Source organism: Sphingomonas sp. Root720 (assembly GCF_001428605.1).
Lineage (GTDB): Bacteria > Pseudomonadota > Alphaproteobacteria > Sphingomonadales > Sphingomonadaceae > Rhizorhabdus.
In genome coordinates, this window is sequence record NZ_LMID01000010.1 from 292,083 (window position 1) to 311,445 (window position 19,363).

General features: G+C 66.5%; 21 protein-coding genes and 1 tRNA gene. 3 read left to right on the forward strand and 19 right to left on the reverse strand.

Annotated elements, in window-relative coordinates:
* Positions 1 to 14 precede the first annotated feature (14 nt).
* The 8 genes from ASE22_RS08740 to hspQ all read right to left on the reverse strand — a co-directional run bounded on the left by ASE22_RS08740 (position 15) and on the right by hspQ (position 5,941).
* The gene (locus ASE22_RS08740) at positions 15 to 920 is read right to left on the reverse strand and encodes an SDR family oxidoreductase (RefSeq protein WP_056357589.1); all 906 of its coding nucleotides are present in this window, start codon (positions 918 to 920) and stop codon (positions 15 to 17) included.
* Entirely contained in the window at positions 917 to 2,059 is a 1,143-nt protein-coding gene (gene proB, locus ASE22_RS08745) for a glutamate 5-kinase (protein ID WP_056357592.1), read from the reverse strand. The genes ASE22_RS08740 and proB overlap by 4 nt, the downstream gene beginning before the upstream one ends.
* Entirely contained in the window at positions 2,044 to 3,081 is a 1,038-nt protein-coding gene (gene obgE / locus ASE22_RS08750; RefSeq protein WP_056357595.1) for a GTPase ObgE, read from the reverse strand. Before obgE ends, proB begins: the two co-directional genes overlap by 16 nt.
* Before the next feature lie 123 nt (positions 3,082 to 3,204).
* Positions 3,205 to 3,774 carry a TetR/AcrR family transcriptional regulator gene (locus tag ASE22_RS08755; protein WP_056357599.1) on the reverse strand — a complete coding sequence of 190 codons (570 nt, stop codon included), beginning with the start codon at positions 3,772 to 3,774 and terminating at the stop codon, positions 3,205 to 3,207.
* A 188-nt stretch (positions 3,775 to 3,962) separates the two neighbouring features.
* Positions 3,963 to 4,535: a GNAT family N-acetyltransferase gene (locus ASE22_RS08760; RefSeq protein WP_056357601.1), complete on the reverse strand. Its 573-nt coding sequence runs from the start codon at positions 4,533 to 4,535 to the stop codon at positions 3,963 to 3,965.
* Positions 4,536 to 4,715: 180 nt separating this feature from the next.
* Complete coding sequence (gene rpmA / locus ASE22_RS08765; RefSeq protein ID WP_056357607.1) at positions 4,716 to 4,985, reverse strand: 50S ribosomal protein L27; 270 nt, start codon at positions 4,983 to 4,985, stop codon at positions 4,716 to 4,718.
* Between the two features lie 26 nt (positions 4,986 to 5,011).
* Entirely contained in the window at positions 5,012 to 5,374 is a 363-nt protein-coding gene (rplU, locus tag ASE22_RS08770) for a 50S ribosomal protein L21 (protein ID WP_056357610.1), read from the reverse strand.
* A 195-nt stretch (positions 5,375 to 5,569) separates the two neighbouring features.
* A complete protein-coding gene (gene hspQ, locus ASE22_RS08775; RefSeq protein ID WP_056358717.1) occupies positions 5,570 to 5,941 on the reverse strand; it encodes a heat shock protein HspQ in 372 nt (123 codons plus the stop codon).
* 144 nt (positions 5,942 to 6,085) lie between these two features.
* Between hspQ and ASE22_RS08780 the strand changes: the two genes are divergently transcribed.
* A tRNA-Ser gene (locus ASE22_RS08780) sits at positions 6,086 to 6,175 on the forward strand.
* Positions 6,176 to 6,223: 48 nt separating this feature from the next.
* On the opposite strand, the gene ASE22_RS08785 is transcribed toward ASE22_RS08780, so the two are convergent.
* Positions 6,224 to 7,525, reverse strand: coding sequence for a GGDEF domain-containing protein (locus ASE22_RS08785; protein ID WP_082545826.1), 1,302 nt, complete (start codon positions 7,523 to 7,525; stop codon positions 6,224 to 6,226).
* 187 nt (positions 7,526 to 7,712) lie between these two features.
* Entirely contained in the window at positions 7,713 to 8,144 is a 432-nt protein-coding gene (locus ASE22_RS26160; protein WP_162257090.1) for a lasso peptide biosynthesis B2 protein, read from the reverse strand.
* 356 nt (positions 8,145 to 8,500) lie between these two features.
* Between ASE22_RS26160 and ASE22_RS08795 the strand changes: the two genes are divergently transcribed.
* Both ASE22_RS08795 and ASE22_RS08800 read left to right on the forward strand, forming a co-directional pair.
* Positions 8,501 to 10,708: a thiamine pyrophosphate-dependent enzyme gene (locus tag ASE22_RS08795; RefSeq protein ID WP_056357615.1), complete on the forward strand. Its 2,208-nt coding sequence runs from the start codon at positions 8,501 to 8,503 to the stop codon at positions 10,706 to 10,708.
* Positions 10,701 to 11,735: an ACP S-malonyltransferase gene (locus ASE22_RS08800; protein ID WP_056357618.1), complete on the forward strand. Its 1,035-nt coding sequence runs from the start codon at positions 10,701 to 10,703 to the stop codon at positions 11,733 to 11,735. Before ASE22_RS08795 ends, ASE22_RS08800 begins: the two co-directional genes overlap by 8 nt.
* Here the strand turns inward: ASE22_RS08800 and ASE22_RS08805 are convergent.
* The 9 genes from ASE22_RS08805 to coxB all read right to left on the reverse strand — a co-directional run bounded on the left by ASE22_RS08805 (position 11,728) and on the right by coxB (position 19,363).
* Positions 11,728 to 12,942 (reverse strand): glycosyltransferase, encoded by a 1,215-nt coding sequence (locus ASE22_RS08805; RefSeq protein WP_056357621.1) that lies wholly within the window; start codon positions 12,940 to 12,942, stop codon positions 11,728 to 11,730. The two genes, ASE22_RS08800 and ASE22_RS08805, sit on opposite strands and share 8 nt — an antisense overlap.
* A gap of 7 nt (positions 12,943 to 12,949) precedes the next feature.
* Positions 12,950 to 13,579, reverse strand: coding sequence for an SURF1 family protein (locus ASE22_RS08810; protein ID WP_056357622.1), 630 nt, complete (start codon positions 13,577 to 13,579; stop codon positions 12,950 to 12,952).
* On the reverse strand, positions 13,579 to 13,962 hold the full coding sequence (locus tag ASE22_RS08815; RefSeq protein ID WP_056357625.1) for a DUF983 domain-containing protein: 384 nt from the start codon (positions 13,960 to 13,962) through the stop codon (positions 13,579 to 13,581). Before ASE22_RS08815 ends, ASE22_RS08810 begins: the two co-directional genes overlap by 1 nt.
* 86 nt (positions 13,963 to 14,048) lie before the next feature.
* Positions 14,049 to 14,915, reverse strand: coding sequence for a cytochrome c oxidase subunit 3 (locus tag ASE22_RS08820; protein WP_056357628.1), 867 nt, complete (start codon positions 14,913 to 14,915; stop codon positions 14,049 to 14,051).
* A gap of 33 nt (positions 14,916 to 14,948) precedes the next feature.
* Positions 14,949 to 15,527: a cytochrome c oxidase assembly protein gene (locus ASE22_RS08825; protein WP_056357630.1), complete on the reverse strand. Its 579-nt coding sequence runs from the start codon at positions 15,525 to 15,527 to the stop codon at positions 14,949 to 14,951.
* Positions 15,524 to 15,652: a hypothetical protein gene (locus tag ASE22_RS27860; RefSeq protein ID WP_268797034.1), complete on the reverse strand. Its 129-nt coding sequence runs from the start codon at positions 15,650 to 15,652 to the stop codon at positions 15,524 to 15,526. Before ASE22_RS27860 ends, ASE22_RS08825 begins: the two co-directional genes overlap by 4 nt.
* Positions 15,649 to 16,557 (reverse strand): heme o synthase, encoded by a 909-nt coding sequence (locus tag ASE22_RS08830; RefSeq protein WP_056357633.1) that lies wholly within the window; start codon positions 16,555 to 16,557, stop codon positions 15,649 to 15,651. Before ASE22_RS08830 ends, ASE22_RS27860 begins: the two co-directional genes overlap by 4 nt.
* 83 nt (positions 16,558 to 16,640) lie before the next feature.
* Positions 16,641 to 18,329, reverse strand: a complete 1,689-nt coding sequence (ctaD, locus tag ASE22_RS08835) for a cytochrome c oxidase subunit I (protein WP_056357636.1) — start codon at positions 18,327 to 18,329, stop codon at positions 16,641 to 16,643.
* 11 nt (positions 18,330 to 18,340) lie between these two features.
* Positions 18,341 to 19,363 carry a cytochrome c oxidase subunit II gene (gene coxB / locus ASE22_RS08840; RefSeq protein ID WP_056357638.1) on the reverse strand — a complete coding sequence of 341 codons (1,023 nt, stop codon included), beginning with the start codon at positions 19,361 to 19,363 and terminating at the stop codon, positions 18,341 to 18,343.

A 19,363-nucleotide genomic window follows, 5' to 3' on the forward strand; every position in this document is an offset into this window, starting at 1 on the left:
AACGACGGGATTCGTCAGAGCCAGCCCTGCTCGCGATACCAGTCGGCGGTTGCCTTCAGGCCCTCGCCGGCCTTGACCTTCGCTTCCCAGATCGCCGTCGGGGGACGCTTCGTCACGACCCAGTCGGGATGGCAGAAATAGCGGACACGGTCGGGCGTCAGCTTGGCCTTGTCGCCGAGCCGGAAACGTTCGGCGGTTGCGGCCAGCCGCAGCGCGAAGCCGGGGACCGGAAGCGCCAGCACCCCCGGCCGGCCCACCGCCGCGCCGACCAGCTTGCCGAACGCGCGATGGGAGTAGCCCTCCTCGGTCCCGTCGTCGGGCTCATATGTCTGTTCGAAGCTCTCCCTGGCCTCGATCAGGTCGAGCAGCAGCCCGGCCAGATCCCCCGCCTCGATCAGCGAGAGCCGGCCCCTGGGCGGCAGCGGCAGAACCCCCTTTGCCCGGGCGATGCGGAACAGCTCAAGCATCTCGCGGTCGCCCGCGCCGTAGATCGCGGGCGGCCGGACGATCGTCCAGTCGAGCGGCGACTGGACAACCATCGCCTCCGAAGAGGCCTTCGACCAGCCATAGTCGGACAGGTCGGGCTCGCGCGCCGACAGGGACGAGACATGGATGAACCGCTTCGTGCCGCTCGCCTCCGCCGCCGTCAGCAGCGATGCCGTGCCGGTGACATTGGCGGCGACGAAGCCCGCCAGGTTCGGGGCGTTGATCGCCCCCGCGATGTGGATCACGGCATCGGCGCCCTTGCAGAGCTCGGCCAGCTTGCGGTGATCTTCCAGCGTCCCGCCGAGCCATTCGACATTGGGGCGCGGCAGCTGTGCCCGGCGGGCGAGCGCCCGGACGTCGTGCCCCCGCTCGGCGGCGATGCGCAGCACATGGCCGCCGAGGAAACCGGTGCCGCCGGTGACCGCCAGGATCATAGCAGCACCATATGATCGCGGTGGACCAGCGCCGAACGCGGCGCATAGCCGAGGATCTGTTCGAGCGCGTTGCTGCGCCGGCCGACGATCTTCTCGGCATCGGCGGCGTCATATTCGATCAGGCCACGCGCGATGGCATGGCCGTCAGGCCCGACGATATCGACCACGTCGCCACGCGCGAACCGCCCTTCGACCCGCACCGCGCCGGCGGCGAGCAGGCTGCGGCCCTGCGACAGCGCGCCTACGGCGCCGGCGTCGACCTCGATCCGGCCCTTCGCGGTCAGCCGCCCGGCGAGCCAGGCCTTGCGAGCGGTGCCCGCCTTGCCGCCGACGAAGACGGTGCCGCGATGGTCGGCGTCGAACGCCGCCAGGGGATGAGCGCGCTTGCCCGTGATGATCGCGAGATGCGCGCCGGAGCGCTGGGCGATGCGCGCCGCCTCCAGCTTGGAGATCATGCCGCCCGAGCCCATGCCCGATGCCGAATCGGCATCGGCCATCGACCGGATCCGCGCATCGATGCGGAGGACCTCCGGAACCAGCCGCGCGGTCGGGTCGCGATGCGGATTGGCGGTATAGAGGCCATCGATGTCGGACAGCAGGATCACGCCCTGCGCATCCGCCGCCTGGCCGATCCGGGCCGCGAGCCGGTCGTTGTCGCCAAAGCGGATTTCCTCGGTCGCGACCGAATCATTCTCGTTGATCACCGGCACCACGCCGAGGCCGAGCAACCGATGCAGGGTCGAGGCCGCGTTCAGGTAGCGACGGCGATCCTCGAGGTCGTCGAGCGTGACGAGCATCTGCGCGGCGGTCAGGCCTTCGGCATGGAGCAATTCGGCCCAGCAATGCGACAGCGCGATCTGCCCGGTCGCTGCGGCGGCCTGCGCATCCTCCAGGCTTGCGCGGCCGCCCTTGAGCAGGCCCAGCCGGCGCGCGCCGAGCGCGATCGCGCCCGAGGAAACGACGGCGATGCGCTGTCCCGCGCGGTGTCGGGCGGCGATGTCGGCGACGACGCCCTCCAGCCAGTCGCGCCGGACCTTGCCGTCGGGATCGACGAGCAGCGCCGACCCGATCTTGACGACCAGGCGGGGACAGGCGGCAGGCGTGAAGCGGGACGCGGCCGGCGTCAGATCGGCGACCATGGCTCGTCATTTCCGCTGGCGGCGGTGGGCTTGGGCACCGGCCCCAATATCTCGATCATCCGGTCGAGGACCGGCTCGAGCCCCTCGCCGCTCGCCCCAGACAGGCGCATGACCTCGACGCCGCTGACCTTCGCCAGCTTCTTTGCCAGCTTGTCGAGGGTCTTGGCGTCGACCGCGTCGATCTTGTTGAGCGCCAGCACCTGCGGCTTGTCGGCCAGCCCCGCTCCATAGGCGTCGAGCTCGCCCTGGACGATCTCGAACGCACCGACAGGATCGTCGCCGCTGGCATCGACCAGGTGCAGCAGCACACGGCACCGTTCGATATGGCCCAGGAAGCGGTCGCCGATGCCGGCGCCTTCGGCTGCGCCCTCGATCAGGCCGGGGATGTCGGCAACGACGAACTCGCGGCCCTTGTGACTCGCCACACCGAGTTGCGGCCGGACCGTCGTGAAGGGATAGTCCCCGACCTTCGCCTTGGCGTTGGAGACGGCGTTGATGAAGGTCGACTTGCCGGCGTTGGGCAATCCCACGAGGCCGCAATCGGCGAGCAGCTTCAGCCGCAGCCAGACCCACATCTCCTCGGCCGGCCAGCCGGTGCCGTGCTGGCGCGGGGCGCGGTTGGTCGAGGTCTTGTAGCTGGCATTGCCGCGTCCGCCGTCGCCACCCCGCAGGAACACCTGCCGCTGACCCGGGACGGTGAAGTCGGCCAGCACCGTCTCCTTGTCTTCGGACAGGATCTGGGTGCCGACGGGAACCTTGATGACGAGATCGTCGCCGCCGCCGCCGGTGCGGTTGGAGCCCGAGCCGCCATGGCCGCGCTGCGCCTTGAAATGCTGGGTGTAGCGAAAGTCGATCAGCGTGTTCAGGCCGGCCACCGCCTCGAAGATGATGTCGCCGCCCTTGCCGCCGTGACCGCCGTCGGGGCCGCCATATTCGATGAACTTCTCCCGCCGGAAGCTGACGGCTCCCGGCCCGCCCGCGCCCGAGCGTATGAAAATCTTGGCCTGATCGAGAAAATGCATCGCGCGCCTTTATACGAAATGGCGGCGAAAAGAACCCTCCCCCCCTTTTTCGAGGCTTCATCCGGAGAAGGCCGGGACCTCCATTCGCGCTTTCGCGGAAACGACGTCCGAAGGATCGGGCGGCTACCAGCCGCGCATGATCCGGAGCTGGTGCGCCAGGGTGGCGCGCGCCGTCTCGCGGGGGACTTCGAGCGCTTCGGCAATCTGCCCGCCGATCATTCCTTCGCCCAAGGCGGTCAGCACGAGAATCTGGGTGATCTGGCGCAGCGGCGCACCGCGATATTCGCCAAGTTCCTCGACCAGATTGTGGACCGCATCGAGGACCGGGGCGAGGCCTTCATGCTCGCCCGACAGGATCATCCACGACATGAGCGCCGCCATGCCCTGCTTCTCGAAGGCATCGAAGGTGATGTCGACGATCTCGCGCAGGTCGCCCTCGATCTGGCGGACGCGGACGACTTCCGCGCCGATTTCGGCCGCTACCCGGCCGACCATCATTTCCGCCATCGCACGGCGCAGTTCGCCGGCCGAGCCGAAATGGTGAAGCACATTGGCATGGGTGCGGCTGATCCGTTTGGCGACCGCCATCAGAGTGACGGCCTGCGGACCTTCGTCGATGAGGATGCTGCGCGCCGCCTCGAGCGCGAGGCGGCGCATCTCCTCGGTCGAAAGGCGCGAACGTGTATGCGGCATCTGAAGGCCCTGACCTGAGCGGCCGGCCCTGGAGCCGACGCGACAGCGCGGCGACCCGTCCCCGACCCGTTCGGCGCGGCGCATAGCATCGCCAAGATGTTGCACCGCGCAGATTTTTCTGTGTTCGATAGTAGCCGCACTTGTCGCGGCCGCAAAGGCCGGTCGGCAGCACGCCTCGCGCCGCCGTGTCAGGCCGCGATCGCATCCTCGCGATCGTAGCCGATCCGCGGCGGCGCCACGGCACGGCCTCGCGCGAAAGCCGTGCGAACATAGTCGACGCAGCTTTCAACCGAGCGGCGTGCCCGGCAAGACCGGGTACTGGTCGTGCCGGTGGCCGTGAAACCTAGCTTCTGGAGCACGCGCGCCGAGGATGGGTTGTCGGCGAAATGCCCGGCGATCAACCGCGGCAGCCGCAGCCCACGGTCGGCGATGTCGACCACCGCGCGGCCGGCCTCGGTCGCGAAGCCCAGGCCCCAATAGGGCCGGGCGATCCAGTAGCCGAGTTCGACGCCGCCGTCGCATTCGGACAGGCCGATCCCGCCGACCAGGCGCGGGGCGCCATGGGTACGGGCGAACATCAGGAAATTGGGCAGCCGGCCGTGGTCCGCGGCAAGGAAGGCTTCGGCGTCTTCCTGGCCATAGGGCCAGGGCGCGCGGGCGAGCTTGCCGACCACCGAGAAATCACCGATCGCGGCCGCAAGCGCGGACGCGTCTTCCTTCCAGCCCGGGCGTAACAAAAGCCGCTGGGTGCGAGCGAACATGCAGATATCTCCCTCTCCGCCGCCCCGGAAACGCCTGTGAACTGAAAAGGTTACAGGGCAGCGACAATTTTCTGAGGGAGACACGAAAAAGGGAGAGGTTGCGACCCTCTCCCTCATCGGTCCGGCTTGCCGGACCATCGGGTCGCCCTCTGGGCGACCCGGATATGGGCTCGCCCGATGTTACTCGGCGGCTTCGGCCAGCGCGTCGACGCTGACATATTTGCGGCCGAGCTTGCCGCTATGGAAGGCGACCCGACCTTCGGTCAGCGCGAACAGCGTGTGGTCCTTGCCGATGCCGACATTGCGGCCCGGATAAACCTTGGTGCCGCGCTGGCGAATGATGATGTTGCCGCCGATGACGACTTCGCCACCGAACTTCTTCACGCCGAGGCGACGGCCAGCCGAATCACGACCATTGCGCGAAGAGCCGCCTGCTTTCTTATGTGCCATCTCAAACTACTCCGTTGGCTCTTCGATCAGGCTTCGGCAGCCGCAGGCGCGTCCGCCTTGGCCTTGGCCGGAGCCTTCTTCGCCTTGGTTTCGCCGCCGATCGACAGGATCTTGAGGATCGTGTGCTGCTGGCGATGGCCGTTCCGGCGACGATAATTGTGACGACGGCGCTTCTTGAAGACGATGACCTTCTCGCCCTTCGCCTGTGCGACGATCTCGGCCGAGACGGTGAGGCCCGCCACATCCTTCAGGTCGGCGCCTTCGCCGGCCAGCAGGACGTCGCCCAGCGACACGGTCGAACCAGCCTCACCCGGAAGCTTTTCAACGACGATCTTGTCTCCCGCGGCAACGCGATACTGCTTGCCGCCCGTGCGCACGATAGCGAACATGGCCCTCATCACTTCTTCAAACTGTTAGCGCAAACGCAACGGCTCGTGGCCGTCAGCCCCACGCGGGAAAGCGGCTCGCTAAAGGCACGACGCCGGAAAGTCAACCTTTATGGACCTGGCTTTCGGCCGAAAATATCGGCCACGAAGCAAATCGGACCCGGGCCGAAACCGACGGCCGGCGAATCGCCCGTCGGCTTATTGGCGGTGCTCGCGGCGCAACCGGTAGCGGCCGTCGACAAAGCTGTCGAACAGGCCGGAGATCGCCGGATGGTCGACCAGTTCGTCGCTTTCGTCGTGCACCAGATTCTGCTGGCTGACATAGGCGATGTAGCTGCTGTCGCTGTTCTCGGCGAACAGGTGGTAGAAGGGCTGCTCCTTCGCCGGACGCATGTCCAAGGGAATCGCCTGATACCATTCCTCGCTGTTGGCGAAGACCGGATCGACGTCGAACACGACACCGCGAAACTCGAACAGACGGTGCCGCACGACATCGCCGATCGCGAAACGCGCATGGGAGACGCTTGGCGAGATGATTCCCTGGTGCAGGGCGCCGGCCGCCGCCGGAATGGAAACGCTCTTCTCAATCACAGCGCTAATGTAGGGAAGTCACGGTCACTTGCAAGCCGGCGCTTGGCAAACGCGAATCCGTCCGCTAATGCCCCGCCCCTATCGACCTGACGAGCGGTTCCACAGCCGTTCGTTCCATCTCGCGGAGAGGTGCCGGAGTGGTCGATCGGGGCGGTCTCGAAAACCGTTGTGCCCGCAAGGGTACCGTGGGTTCGAATCCCACCCTCTCCGCCACTTTCTTTCCCGGGCACGAGCCGCCCGCCCGGAAAGCACCCCGCTGGATCAGACCGACGGCCGGACGATTTCGGCAGCCGGACCCTTCTCCGAATCCGGTCGGCCCTCTCCGCCGGACGCGACCGCGACCCGGTTCCTGCCGCCGATCTTGGCTGCATAGAGCGCGGCGTCCGCCCGGATCAGCAGGTTCCTGAAGCTGATCGACCGTGCCGGGAAGGTTGCCATACCGATGCTGATCGTCACCGCATGGCCCAGGTCGGATATTTCCGAAGCGGCCACCCTGGTGCGGATTCTCTCCGCCAGCGCCATCGCACCGTCGGGCGTCTCGGTTCCCAGCAGCGCGAATTCCTCGCCGCCATAGCGGAAGACCTGGTCGCCCTCGCGTTTCTCCGCGGCGATCATTCCAGCAACGTCGCGAATCACCCCGTCGCCGACGACATGGCCATGGCTGTCGTTGATCGCCTTGAAATGATCGATGTCGATCATCAGCAGGCTGATCGGGCGATCGAATCGCGCCGCGGCTTGCAGCATGGCGGGCCCCTGGCCGTCGAACGCGCCCCGATCCTGCAGCCCGGTCAGGGCATCCTTGCCAACCTGTTCGACGAGAATCTCATAGCGATGCCGATAGGTCAGCCGGTCGAACACGTCGACCGCGCCGCGCGCCCGCACCGGCAACGTCGAACGCTCGACGAAGCGCAGGTAGAAAGCCAGGGCCGCCGCGAAGAAGACCGCCGCCCCGATCTTGGCGATCCAGCCGCCATAGAAGGCGGTCGCGGGCACCCCGGTGAGAATGTGGAGTCCGGCCCAGAACGCCGCCTGGTCGAAGCTGAGGACGAGCGCCAGGCTGATGAAGATCAACAGGAAGGTATTGCGGACGTGCTTGCCCAGCCTTTCGTAGAGGATGATCATCGCGATCAGATCGATGTAGAGCACCACCGTGCCCCAAACCATCAGCAGCCCCATCTGATCGATGAATCCGAGGTCCGGATTGTAGCCGGGCAGGTTGGCGGGACTGCTCGACAGGCGCAGGATCAGGCCCAGCGCGATCATCAGGACGTTGCCGGACAGCAGTCCGTAGATGGGCTGCCGCATCGCCTCGGCGTCCTCCTTGATGTAGAGGAGTAGGAAGACCGCCAGCTTGCCGGTGAACATCACCGTCGAACCAGGAGAAATCAGACCGAAGGGCAGCTCGATGAAGAATGTCGCCGCCAGGTAGGTCTCGAGGAAATGCATCGTTCCGAGCAGGCAGAAGAAGACGCCGAGTCCGACGCTGTGCCGCGCCCGGAACACGGTTCCCATCAGTGCGAAGTAGATGATGCCCTGCACGAGCAAGGCGAAGAAACCGAACATGTCGCAACTAACCCCCTGCGAGGAAAACGGATCCCTTCCTCTCGCTACCGGTTGCGATCCATATCAAGCCTCGCGTGCGCTCGCCATCCGATGACCGTGTCTGAGGGTGATTCGTCGATAACGGCGCCGGCGGCGAGGGCTTCCATCCCACACAGGAGACGATGAGGGAACGAGCCCCCACCGTCGATCAGGCGCCGTGCCGCGAGACGAAACCCTCGCCGAGATCCGCGATCGGCACGAAACCGGCAGCCTCCTCTTCACCCAGCAGGACAACGTCGCCCAGCATCAGCCACGCATGGGCACCGATGCTATCATCCAGCCGGCGCACGCCGAACCTTATGACCGTCCGGATCCCGCGCCGCCGCAGCATCAGCAGGGCGGCAAGCGCCCGCTGCAAACACATGACGTCGAGGGGAAGCCGGCGGGACAGCCAGGCCACCCGCGCGGCGATACTCCGGCCGATCAGCTGGGCCTGATCCGATGGCGCCGCACGCGGCCGGTCGCCGCAGGCGCTGGACCCGAGCCTGGCAAGCGTGAAGCGAAGGGGTATGACAAAGATCAGGAGCCACGCCAGGGCGAGTGCGAAGGCCGTCTCGGCACCGCGCAACCAGCGCCTCACGCCGGATCGATCGGACGACGTTCGAAGAGGGCGGCAAGGAAGGCGGGGTCGGCCGCCACCACATTTTCCAGGCTCGACATAGCCATGCACCTCTTCAATCATATGGGAACCCGCCCGATCTAGCGTCCTTTGCGAAAGCGGCAAAGAGCCTTGAGGGAAGAGTGATCCCGGCGGCGGCGATCGTCGGGCTTCGCCTGCCGTCGATATTTGTGCCATGAAGACGCCAGTGTAAGATCAGGCCCATCCACCGGCGCGGTGCCGCGCGCCAGGGCCGCAGAGAGGGAAGGCCTGAATGAGCCAGCATGACGCCCCCCGGGTGTCGACCCTGACCGTGTCGGCAGCATGGGACTCCCGCCATGGACCCCGCTGAAACGATCCACGAGAATTTCCGCGCCGCGCTTCGATCGGGTGCGTTGCCCGCGCGCCGGTCGCGGCTGGGCCTCGACGATGCGGGCATATCGGCGCCGGCACTGGTCGACCTGTTCCATTCGCAGATCACCAGCCGCCAGCTCGACCGGGTCTCGCGCAAGCTCCAGGCGCGCGGCGAGGGTTTCTACACGATCGGCAGCTCGGGCCACGAGGGCAACGCCGCGATCGCCGCCGCGACGCGAGCCGGCGACATGGCCTTCCTCCACTATCGCGACGCGGCTTTCCAGATCCAAAGGTCGAAGCAGCTTCCCGGCCAGACTCCGGTCTGGGACATGCTCCTGAGCTTCGTCGCGTCTGCGGAGGATCCGATCTCGGGCGGCCGGCATAAGGTGCTCGGCTCCAAGGCGCTCAACATTCCGCCGCAGACCAGCACGATCGCATCGCACCTGCCCAAGGCGGTGGGCACCGCCTTCAGCATCGGCATCGCCGCGAAGATCGGGCTGGAGGACCGTCCGCTCGATCCCGAATCGATCGTGCTGTGCAGCTTCGGCGACGCCTCGGCGAACCACTCGACCGCGCAGGGCGCGATCAACACCGCGGGCTGGGCCGCCTATCAGGGCATCCCGATGCCGATCGTCTTCGCCTGCGAGGACAACGGCATCGGCATCTCGACGCGCACGCCATCGGGCTGGATCGCCGCCTCCTTCCGCCACCGCCCCGCCCTCGCCTATCTCGCTTGCGACGGGCTCGACCTGCTCGACGCGCTGCGCACCGCGCGCAAGGCGGTGGACATCGCCCGGCACGAACGCAAACCGGTATTCCTGCACATGGGCTGCACCCGGCTCTACGGCCATGCCGGATCGGACGTCCAGTCGACCTATCTGTCGCGCACCGAGATCGCCCAGATCGATGCCCGCGATCCGCTGCTGCACGGGGCAGCGCTGCTGGCCGACCTCGGCATCCTGCGCCCGGACCAGATCCTCGCCCTGTACGAGGAGGTGGAGGAGACGGTGACGCGCGCCGCCGAGGAGGCGATCCGGCGCCCCAAGCTGACCACATCGGCGCAGGTGATGGCGACCCTGCTGCCGCCGCACCGCACCATCGCCGCAACCAACCTGCCATCCCCCGAAAAGCGCGCAGAGACCTTCGCCGGCGATGCGGCGCAAATGAACAAGCCGCAGCATATGGCGCGGCTGCTGAGCTGGACGCTCGCCGACCTGATGCTGATATGGCCGCAGATCGTAGTCGCGGGCGAGGATGTCGGGCCTAAGGGCGGCGTCTACAATGTCACCGCCAAGCTGCACCAGCGCTTCGGTCCTGCCCGGGTGATCAACACCCTGCTCGACGAACAGAGCATATTGGGACTCGGCATAGGCTTCGGCCATAACGACATGCTGGCAATCACCGAGATCCAGTTCCTCGCCTATGTTCACAATGCCGAGGACCAGCTGCGCGGCGAGGCGGCGACCCTGTCCTTCTTCTCCGACGGGCAATTTGCCAATCCGATGATCGTACGGATCGCCGGGCTCGGCTATCAGAAGGGCTTTGGCGGACATTTCCACAACGACAACAGCCTCGCCGTCTTCCGCGATATCCCCGGCCTGGTGGTCGCCTGCCCGTCCAACGGGCGCGATGCGGTGGCGATGCTGCGCGAATGCGTGCGCCTCGCGATCGAGGAACGGCGGGTGGTGATCTTCGTCGAGCCGATCGCGCTCTACATGACCCGCGATCTCCATGCCGAGGGCGACGCGCTGTGGACCAGCATCTACGAGGCGCCCGGCAGCGGCGCCCCGATCGGTCTCGGCCAGGTCGGCCGCCATGGAGACGGCACCGATCTTGCCATAATCAGCTATGCCAATGGCTATTATCTCTCGCGCCAGGCGCAGAAGCTGCTCGCCGACGAGCACGGCGTCGACGCGAGGGTCATCGACCTGCGCTGGCTGGCGCCGCTCGATCCGGAGACGATCCTCGCGGCGGTGGGCGAGGCCCGCCGCGTGCTGATCGTCGACGAATGCCGCATTACCGGCTCGCAGAGCGAAGCCCTGATGGCGATGTTCGCGGAGAAGGCGCCGCAGTTGAAGGCCAGCCGGATCGCCGCAGAGGACAGCTTCATACCGCTCGCACGCGCGGCGACGCTGACCATGCCGAGCCGCGATTCGATCCTCGCCGCCGCGCTGGAGGCGGTCCGTGGCTAAGGCGAGGGCGGTCGTCATCTGTCCCGGGCGGGGGACCTACAACAAGGGCGAGCTCGGCTATCTGCGTCGTTTCCATGGCGCGCAGGCCGCTTTGCTCGAAGGCTTCGACCGACGCCGTACCCAGCTCGGGCAGCCGACCCTGTCCGAGCTCGACGGTGCGTCTTCCTATTCGGCCGCGATCCACGGTCGGGGCGACAATGCGTCGGGCCTGATCTTCGCCTGCTCCTATGCCGACTTCCTCGCCATCGACCGCGACCGCTTCGACATCGTCGCCGTCACCGGCAATTCGATGGGCTGGTATACCGCGCTCGCCTGCGGTGGCGCGCTCGACGCGGACCATGGCTTCGAGGTCGTCAACGCCATGGGTGGCCGGATGCACGCGGAAGGCGTCGGCGGCCAGATCGTCCATAGCCTGCTCGACGAGGATTGGCGGCCGATCCCGGGGCGGCGCGAGCGGTTCCTGGCACTGGTCGATGCGATTCCCGACCTTTACGTCTCGATCGAACTCGGCGGAATGATGGTGTTTGCCGGCAGCGACGCGGCGCTGAAGAGCTTGGCCGGACAGCTTCCGTCGGGGCCGGGCAGCTTCCCGATCCGGCTCCAGAACCATGCGGCCTTCCACACCCCGCTCCTCGCCGCGATCGCGGAGCAAGCGCGCCGCAGCCTGCCGGTCGGCTGGTTTCGCTCGCCGGTCGCCCCGCTGATCGACGGGCGCGGCCACGTCTGGCGCCCATATGCCACCGATCTCGATGCGCTATGGGACTACACCTTCGGCCATCAGGTCACCCGCACCTACGACTTCACCACCGCGGTCCGCGTGGCGGTGCGCGAGTTCGCGCCCGACAGCCTGATCATCCTCGGCCCCGGCGAGACGCTGGGCGGCGCGGTGATCCAGTCGCTGCTCGCGGTCGGCTGGCGCGGCTGGGACTCGAAATCCACCTTCCAGGCCGCCCAGGGCGACGAGCCCTTCGTCCTGTCCTGTGGACGCGCCGACCAGCGCGACCGGATCGTCCGGGGCCCTAGCTAAGCCGTTTGATCAGCTCCGCTCGGTGCGCGAAGACCGCGCTGTCGGTCATCGGACGGCCGTCCGCCGCTGCCCGGCGCGCTAGGTCGGCCAGGCGATCGCGGTCGCCCGCCAAGGCCGAAACCGTGGCCGCCAGCGCGGCGGGATCATGGCCGGTCAGCAAGCCGCCGCCATGCGTCGCGATCAGGTCCTCGGCATAGGGGCTGGCATAGCCGACGATCGGCGTACCCGAAAGCAGCGCCTCGATCAGGCAGCGCGCCGACTCGGGCGTCTTGTGGCAGAACAGGAAAATGTCGGCTTCGGCCAGCGCCGCGAGCAGCGCGGTGCGATCGCTGACCCGGCCGGGAAAGGCAATGCGATCGCCAAGCCCACGTTCCGACACGATGCGGCGGGCGGCGTCGAGCAGCGGCCCGTCGCCGTACCAGGTCGCCCGGACCGCTGCGCCGTCGCCCAGCCGCGCCAGCGCCTCGATCCAGTCCTCGGGGCCCTTGTCGGGATGGACCCGGCCCGCATAGACGATGCGCATCGGCTGGCCCCGGCGCGCCACTTTCGCCTCCAGTGCCGCAGGCACAATGCGATGTTCTGCACCGAGATGAATGTTGTGCACCAGATGCGGGCCGCGACTGAACCGGGCATAGGCCCGGTAGCTGTCCATGCCGTGGAACAGCCCAATCGCGGCGTGCCCTATCACGAACCGCTCGAGCCGCTCCGCCAACCAGGCGTTGAACCGCCGGTAGAGCCGGCGCACGCCACGATATCCCCGCGCCTGGAAGCGCATGACCTCCGATTCGACCCGGTCGGTCCAGACGGCGACCTTGCGGCGGCGCCGCGTCGCGAGGATCGTCGCCAGCGCCCCCCAGTCCCCCCAGCTTCCGCCGATGGCGAACTGGCAATGCGTAGCGCGCGCGATCTGGGCGAGCAGCCGGCGCCGCACCGCCCGGAAGTTCCGGACGAAGCGCAGCGGCGTGAAGGCGACGGGCAGCGGGTGGACCTCCAGCCGGTCGGCAGGCAGGCTGGCGAAGATCTCGACCATGTCCGCCGGGACTGGCCCGTGCCCAGCGAGCGGTGCGCACAGAATCACCCGGTCGAAATGGTCGAGCCACAGCCGCAGCCCATTGCAGGCCTGGGCGTCGAGCCAGAGGCGGCCATCCGATTCGTGGAGCGGCGCGGGGATGACGAGCAGCAGCGTGGTACCGGCGGGCGGCGCCACGGCGCGATCAGCCCGCCTTGGCCGACGAGCGGCGGTAGAGCGCCAGCAGGTAGATGATCAGCGCCACGCCCGCGAACAGGAACCACTGCACAGCATAGCTGATATGGTTGTTGGGGATCGTTTCGATCGATGGCGGCACGCTCGGCGACAGGCCCGCCACGCCGCCGTCGAGCACCAGCAGCAGGGGCATCGCCGCCGCCGTTTCGCCCAGCACCCGGCGCGCCAGCACCTCGTCGGGAATCAGCAGCCCCCGGCCCTCGATCCGCTGCCCGACGGCGGGAAGCGGCGGACGGGCGTCGATCGCTTTCCAGCCGAGATCGGCCATGATCACCCGCCCGTCGATCAGCGCGCAGCCGACGATGTTGCGGAAGCCTGTGCGCCCCGACGCATCGACGCCCCCCAGCACGGTCGGCCCCGTCGTGATCCGGCACAGGACATGGGCATGGCGGAAAGCGATCGCATCCGGATCGGCACCGGCTGGCACCCCGTAGAGATCGCCGGCGGTGCGCGATGCGCGATAGCTGGCGAGCAGCGCATCCTTCCAATGCGCGCGGCGGATCTGCCAGAAGCCGAGCGCCACCATCGCCGCCACCGCCAGCGCGACGACCAGCGTCGCCAACACGGGTATCCGTCGCATCAATCGGGCCTCGCGATCCGGCCCTCGCGCGCGGCATTCCGGTATTCCAGCACGAGGAGCAGCCCCTTGGCGAGGCGAAGCAGCAGGACGGTCAGCAGGATCGTCAGCGGCAGCCACAGCAGCAGATGCACGACGAGCGGCGGCGACCATTTCAGTTCGACGAGGATCGCGAGCAGGCTGACGACGCCACCGACGATCAGGATCAGGAAGGCGGCAGCGCCGTCGCCGACGTTGAAGGACCGATAGTCGAGCCCGCAGCCCGAGCAGCGATCGGCAAAGCGCAGGAAGCTCGCGAACAGGCCCGGTGTCCCGCAGCGCGGACAAAGGCCGCGCAGCGCGGCCTCGACCGGAGCCGGTGGCGGTGGCGTGGACGGTTCGGGCATCGGCGATCCTTCCCGGTCAAAAAGAAAAGGCGCGGCAGCAGGTCCCCCCGCCGCCACGCCCTTTCATGGTCCTTGCCGTCCCGGCGTCAGCCGTGGACCGGAGCGCCCCAGCCACCCCAGACATAGACGACGATGAACAGGAACAGCCAGACGACGTCGACGAAGTGCCAGTACCACGCGGCGGCTTCGAAACCGAAATGCTGCTGCGGGGTGAAGTCGCCCTTATAGGCACGCACAAGGCAAACGCTCAGGAAGATCGTGCCGATAAGGACGTGGAAACCATGGAAGCCGGTCGCCATGAAGAAGGCGGCGCCATAGTTGATGCCCTTAAAGGGGAAGGGCGCATGGATATATTCATAGGCTTGCACGCAGCTGAAGATCGCGCCGAGGATGATCGTCAGCCACAGGCCCTTCTTCAGCCCCTCGCGATCGCCGTGCAGCAGGGCGTGGTGCGCCCAGGTAACGGTCGTGCCCGAGCAAAGCAGGATCAGCGTGTTGAGCAGCGGGAAGTGGAAAGCGTCGATGACTTCCAGGCCCTTGGGCGGCCAAACGCCGGCGGCATGGGTGATGCTGTTCGGCCCCTCGATGATCGAGGTCGCACCGTCCTTCAACTCGAGCGCGACCGGGAAGAGCGAGAAGTCAAACCAGGCCCAGAACCAGCCGACGAAGAACATCACCTCGGAGGCGATGAAGAGGATCATGCCGTAGCGCAGGTGAAGCTGCACGACCGGGGTGTGATCGCCGGCATGCGCCTCGCGGATGACGTCCGACCACCAGGAGAACATGGTGAACAGCACGCCGATGACGCCGGCGAAGAAGACATAGCCGCCAAAGGCCGCCTTATGCATCCACATGATGGCGCCCGATGCCATCACCAGCGCCGACATCGAGCCGATGAACGGCCAGATGCTCGGCGGTAGGATGTGATAATCGTGGCTCTTAGCTCCGGCCATTTTCCGTGCCCCTGATGGTCTGATGGAAGTCCCTTAACCGCCCGCCCGATCGGAATCCACAGCGGATTTGTCCGGGAAGAAGGTGTAGGACAGGGTGATTTCGTTGAACTTGCCCGCTTCCTTATCCTTCAGGATCGCGGGATCGACATAATAGACAACCGGCATGCGAATCGTCTCGCCGGGCTTCAGTGTCTGGCTGGTGAAGCAGAAGCACTGGATCTTGGTGAAATAGGCGCCGGCCAGTTCGGGCGTGACGTTGAAGCTCGCCGTGCCGGTGATGGGGTGGTCGCTGAGATTGGTCGCCGTGAAGAAGGCCATGTTGCGCGCGCCGATCGCGATGCGGGCGATGTTCTTCTCGGGGGCGAAGCGCCAGGGCAGCGTGGGCGAGACATTCGCGTCGAAGCGGACGTTGATCAGCTTGCCGATGACCGCGCCGGGCGCGAGGCCGGTTTCGCTGCGCATCGTCGTGCCGCCGAAGCCGGTCGCCTGGCAGAACATCCGATATAGCGGCACCGCTGCATAGCCGAGGCCGAGCATCGCGAAGGCGATCGCGATGGCGACCATGCCGACCCGCAGATTGCGATCCTGCCGAGGAGGAAGCGCGTGGCTCATAGCATCTTCGCGATCGAGATCGCGTAGAACAGGACGACGAAGGCGCCGAGGATCAGCGCGGTCACGAGCGCCCGCGACTTCTGCCGCCGCCGGATCGCGTCCTGTTCTTCGGGCGTATAGTTCATAGCAGCACCTTGTCGGCCACGACGAGGCCGAACATGAGGAAGAGATAGAGGATCGAGAAGCCGAAAAGCCGGCGTTCGCGTTTCATCTTCGCCGGTTCGGTCTCCCGGCTGAAGGCGACCTGGACCGCCAGCAACAGGAAGACGGCGGACAATATGCTGGCGCCGATACCGTAGAGCGCGCCCGTCAGCCCCATCGCCCAGGGCGCCACCGCGGCGACGACCATCGGCAGCGTGTAGAGCAGGATCTGAATGCGGGTGGTGCGCTGGCCGGCGACCGCCGGCAGCATCGGCACGCCCGCCCGGGCATAATCCGCATTGATGAACAGCGCGAGCGCCCAGAAATGCGGGGGGGTCCACAGGAAGACGAGCGCGAACAGCAGGACGGGGAGGGTTTCGACCCGCCCGGTCGCCGCGGCCCAGCCGATCAACGCTGGAAAGGCGCCGGCGGCTCCGCCGATCACGATGTTCTGCGGCGTCCGGCGCTTCAGCCAGACCGTGTAGACGAGCACGTAGAACAGGATCGACACGGCGAGGATAGCCGCCGCGAGGACGTTGAGCGCGAGCCCCATCAGCAGCACCGAGAAGGCGCCGAGGCCGACGCCGAAATGGAGCGCCGACTGCCGGTCCATCCGGCCGGCCGGCAACGGACGATTCGCCGTCCGCGCCATCATCGCGTCGATATCGGCTTCATACCATTGGTTGAGCGCGCCGGCCGCGCCCGCGCCGAGCGCGATGCACAATACGGCGGTAAAGCCGAGCACCGGGTGGATGGACTCCGGCGCTGCCAACAGGCCGCACAATCCCGTGAAGACCACCAGGGTCATCACGCGCGGCTTGGTCAGCGCAAGGAAATCGCGCCAGTCGGCCGCGACGGTCGTTGCAGCGGGGTAAGCCTGACTCGCCATGACAATAAATTCACGTTCCTAATGAAACCGCCGCTCGGACGTGGTCGTCGAAGCGGCGGCCCATTTCATGGTGTTAGCGTCGATCAGTGGCTGTGATCGTCACCGATGTGCGGCAGCTGTTCGAACTGGTGGTACGGCGGCGGGCTGGACAACGTCCACTCGAGCGTCGTGGCGCCCTCACCCCAATAATTGCCTTCGGCCTTCTTGCCGGCGAACATCGACCAGAAGACGTTGATGAAGAAGAAGATCATCGAGAAGGCCATGATCTCATAGCCGTGGGTAGCCAGCGAGTTCCACTTCTGGAAGGCATCCGGATAGTCCGGGATACGGCGCGGCATGCCGTCGAGGCCGAGGAAGTGCATCGGGAAGAACAGCACGTTCACGCCGATGAAGAACAGCCAGAAGTGCACCTGGCCCAGGAACTCGTTGTACATCCGGCCGGTCATCTTGCCGAACCAGTAGTAGAAGGCCGCGAACAGCGAGAAGACGGCCCCGAGCGAAAGCACATAGTGGAAGTGCGCGACCACATAATAGGTGTCGTGCATATAGTTGTCGACGCCGCCGTTCGCGAGCACGACGCCCGTGACGCCGCCGACCGTGAACAGGAAGATGAAGCCGATCGCCCAGAGCATCGGCGTCTTGAAGGACATCGAGCCGCCCCACATCGTCGCGATCCAGGAGAAGATCTTGATGCCGGTGGGGACCGCGATGACCATCGTCGCGGCGGTGAAGTACATCTTGGTGTCGACCGACAGGCCGGTGGTGAACATGTGGTGCGCCCACACGACGAAGCCGACGACGCCGATCGCAACCATCGCGTAGGCCATGCCGAGATAACCGAACACCGGCTTCTTCGAGAAGGTCGAGACGATCTGGCTGATGATGCCGAAGCCCGGCAGGATCATGATGTACACTTCGGGGTGGCCGAAGAACCAGAACAGATGCTGGTAGAGCACCGGATCGCCGCCGCCCGACGCGTCATAGAAGGTCGTGCCGAAGTTGCGGTCGGTGAGCAGCATGGTGATCGCCGCGGCGAGAACCGGCAGCGCCAGCAGCAGCAGGAAGGCGGTGACGAGGACCGACCATACGAACAGCGGCATCTTGTGCAGGGTCATTCCCGGCGCGCGCATGTTGAAGATGGTGGTGATGAAGTTGACCGCGCCGAGGATCGACGAGGCACCCGCGAGGTGGAGCGACAGGATGGCCATGTCGACCGAGGGACCCGCCGAGCCGCTGGTCGACAGCGGGGCATAGACGGTCCAGCCGGTGCCGGCGCCATGGCCGGTGCCGCCCGAGAAGAAGGACGAGCCGAGCAACAGCGCGAAAGCCGGGATGAGCAGCCAGAAGCTGATGTTGTTCATCCGCGGAAAGGCCATGTCCGGCGCGCCGATCATGATCGGGACGAACCAGTTGCCGAAACCGCCGATGATCGCGGGCATGACCATGAAGAACACCATGATCAGGCCATGCGCGGTGATCAGCACGTTCCACATGTGCAGCGCGGTATCGAAGTCCGGCGCGCCGCCCATCAGCTGCGTCCAGGTGCTCAGATACTGGATGCCCGGTTCGGCGAGTTCGGCCCGCATCAGACCCGAGATTCCGCCGCCGATGATGCCGGCGATGATCGCGAAGATCAGATAGAGGGTGCCGATGTCCTTGTGGTTGGTGGACATGAACCAGCGCTGGAAGAACGCAGGCTTGTGGTCGGCGTCATGATGGCCGTGATCCTCATGCGCCTGGAAGTGCGAAGGGGTTGCGGTGGTGTCGCTCATGATATCGGACCTTAGTTCTGCGCGGTCGCAGGCTGGGACGTGACGGGCGCGGCCGGCGCGGCGGTGCCGGGCACCGCGGCGTCGGTCGCCGGAGCAGGCGTCGCGGCCGCGGGCGCCGGGGCAGCGGCGGCTGGCGCTGCCTCGCCCGGCATCTTACCGCCCTTCGAATGGACCCACTCGGCGAACTTGTCTTTCGAGACGACCTCCACGGCGATCGGCATGAAGCCGTGGCGCGCGCCGCACAGTTCCGAGCACTGGCCGTAATAGAGGCCTTCGCGCTCGGCCTTGAACCAGGTTTCGTTCAGGCGGCCGGGAACGGCGTCCATCTTGGTCCAGAAGGCGGGGACCGCCCAGCTGTGGATGACGTCGTTCGAGGTGACGATGACCTTGACCACCGCGTCGACCGGGACGACCACACGCTCGTCGACGCCCAGCAGGCGGGGCTCGCCGCGTTTCTTCGCCTCGGCTTCGGGCAGCATGTTCGAGACCAGCTCGAAATCGCCGTTATCCGGATATTGATAGGTCCAGTACCACTGGTTGCCGATCACCTTGATCGTCAGATCCGGCTTGGGCTGCGCATATTGATGCGCGAGCAGCCGGATCGACGGAACCGCGATCACCAGCAGGATCAGGACCGGGACCAGCGTCCAGACGATCTCGATCAGGGTATTGTGCGAGGTCTTCGACGGGACCGGGTTCGCCTTGGCGCGGAAGCGAATCATCGCATAGGCCAGGAGGATCAGGACGAAGATGCAGATGATCGTGATGATCGGCATCAGCAGGCTGTTGTGCAGCCACTGCGCGTCCTCGCCGATCTCGGTCACCTGCGGCTGGATCTTGAAGCCACCGGGAATCGGCTGGCCGATATCGACATCGGGCGCGCGATGCTGGAACGCGGGCGCAGCAGGCACCGCTTCTGCGGCCGGCGCCGCAGCGGCGGACGCGGCAGGAGCCGGAGCGGCATCCTGAGCCTGGACCGCCACCGGAATGGCAGCCAGCGAAAGCGCCATCATGATTGTCTTCAACGTCTTCAT

Excerpts from the sequence above, each read along its gene's own strand:
- ASE22_RS08760 (WP_056357601.1), bottom strand. The coding sequence starts at position 4,535 with ATGTTCGCTCGCACCCAGCGGCTTTTGTTACGCCCGGGCTGGAAGGAA.
- proB (WP_056357592.1), bottom strand. The coding sequence starts at position 2,059 with ATGGTCGCCGATCTGACGCCGGCCGCGTCCCGCTTCACGCCTGCCGCC.
- ASE22_RS08815 (WP_056357625.1), bottom strand. The coding sequence starts at position 13,962 with ATGCCCGAACCGTCCACGCCACCGCCACCGGCTCCGGTCGAGGCCGCG.
- ASE22_RS08755 (WP_056357599.1), bottom strand. The coding sequence starts at position 3,774 with ATGCCGCATACACGTTCGCGCCTTTCGACCGAGGAGATGCGCCGCCTC.
- rpmA (WP_056357607.1), bottom strand. The coding sequence starts at position 4,985 with ATGGCACATAAGAAAGCAGGCGGCTCTTCGCGCAATGGTCGTGATTCG.
- ctaD (WP_056357636.1), bottom strand. The coding sequence starts at position 18,329 with ATGAGCGACACCACCGCAACCCCTTCGCACTTCCAGGCGCATGAGGAT.
- ASE22_RS27860 (WP_268797034.1), bottom strand. The coding sequence starts at position 15,652 with ATGAACTATACGCCCGAAGAACAGGACGCGATCCGGCGGCGGCAGAAG.
- coxB (WP_056357638.1), bottom strand. The coding sequence starts at position 19,363 with ATGAAGACGTTGAAGACAATCATGATGGCGCTTTCGCTGGCTGCCATT.
- ASE22_RS08740 (WP_056357589.1), bottom strand. The coding sequence starts at position 920 with ATGATCCTGGCGGTCACCGGCGGCACCGGTTTCCTCGGCGGCCATGTG.
- ASE22_RS08810 (WP_056357622.1), bottom strand. The coding sequence starts at position 13,579 with ATGCGACGGATACCCGTGTTGGCGACGCTGGTCGTCGCGCTGGCGGTG.
- ASE22_RS08830 (WP_056357633.1), bottom strand. The coding sequence starts at position 16,557 with ATGGCGAGTCAGGCTTACCCCGCTGCAACGACCGTCGCGGCCGACTGG.
- ASE22_RS08825 (WP_056357630.1), bottom strand. The coding sequence starts at position 15,527 with ATGAGCCACGCGCTTCCTCCTCGGCAGGATCGCAATCTGCGGGTCGGC.
- rplU (WP_056357610.1), bottom strand. The coding sequence starts at position 5,374 with ATGTTCGCTATCGTGCGCACGGGCGGCAAGCAGTATCGCGTTGCCGCG.
- ASE22_RS08795 (WP_056357615.1), top strand. The coding sequence starts at position 8,501 with ATGGACCCCGCTGAAACGATCCACGAGAATTTCCGCGCCGCGCTTCGA.
- ASE22_RS08785 (WP_082545826.1), bottom strand. The coding sequence starts at position 7,525 with ATGTTCGGTTTCTTCGCCTTGCTCGTGCAGGGCATCATCTACTTCGCA.
- obgE (WP_056357595.1), bottom strand. The coding sequence starts at position 3,081 with ATGCATTTTCTCGATCAGGCCAAGATTTTCATACGCTCGGGCGCGGGC.
- ASE22_RS08820 (WP_056357628.1), bottom strand. The coding sequence starts at position 14,915 with ATGGCCGGAGCTAAGAGCCACGATTATCACATCCTACCGCCGAGCATC.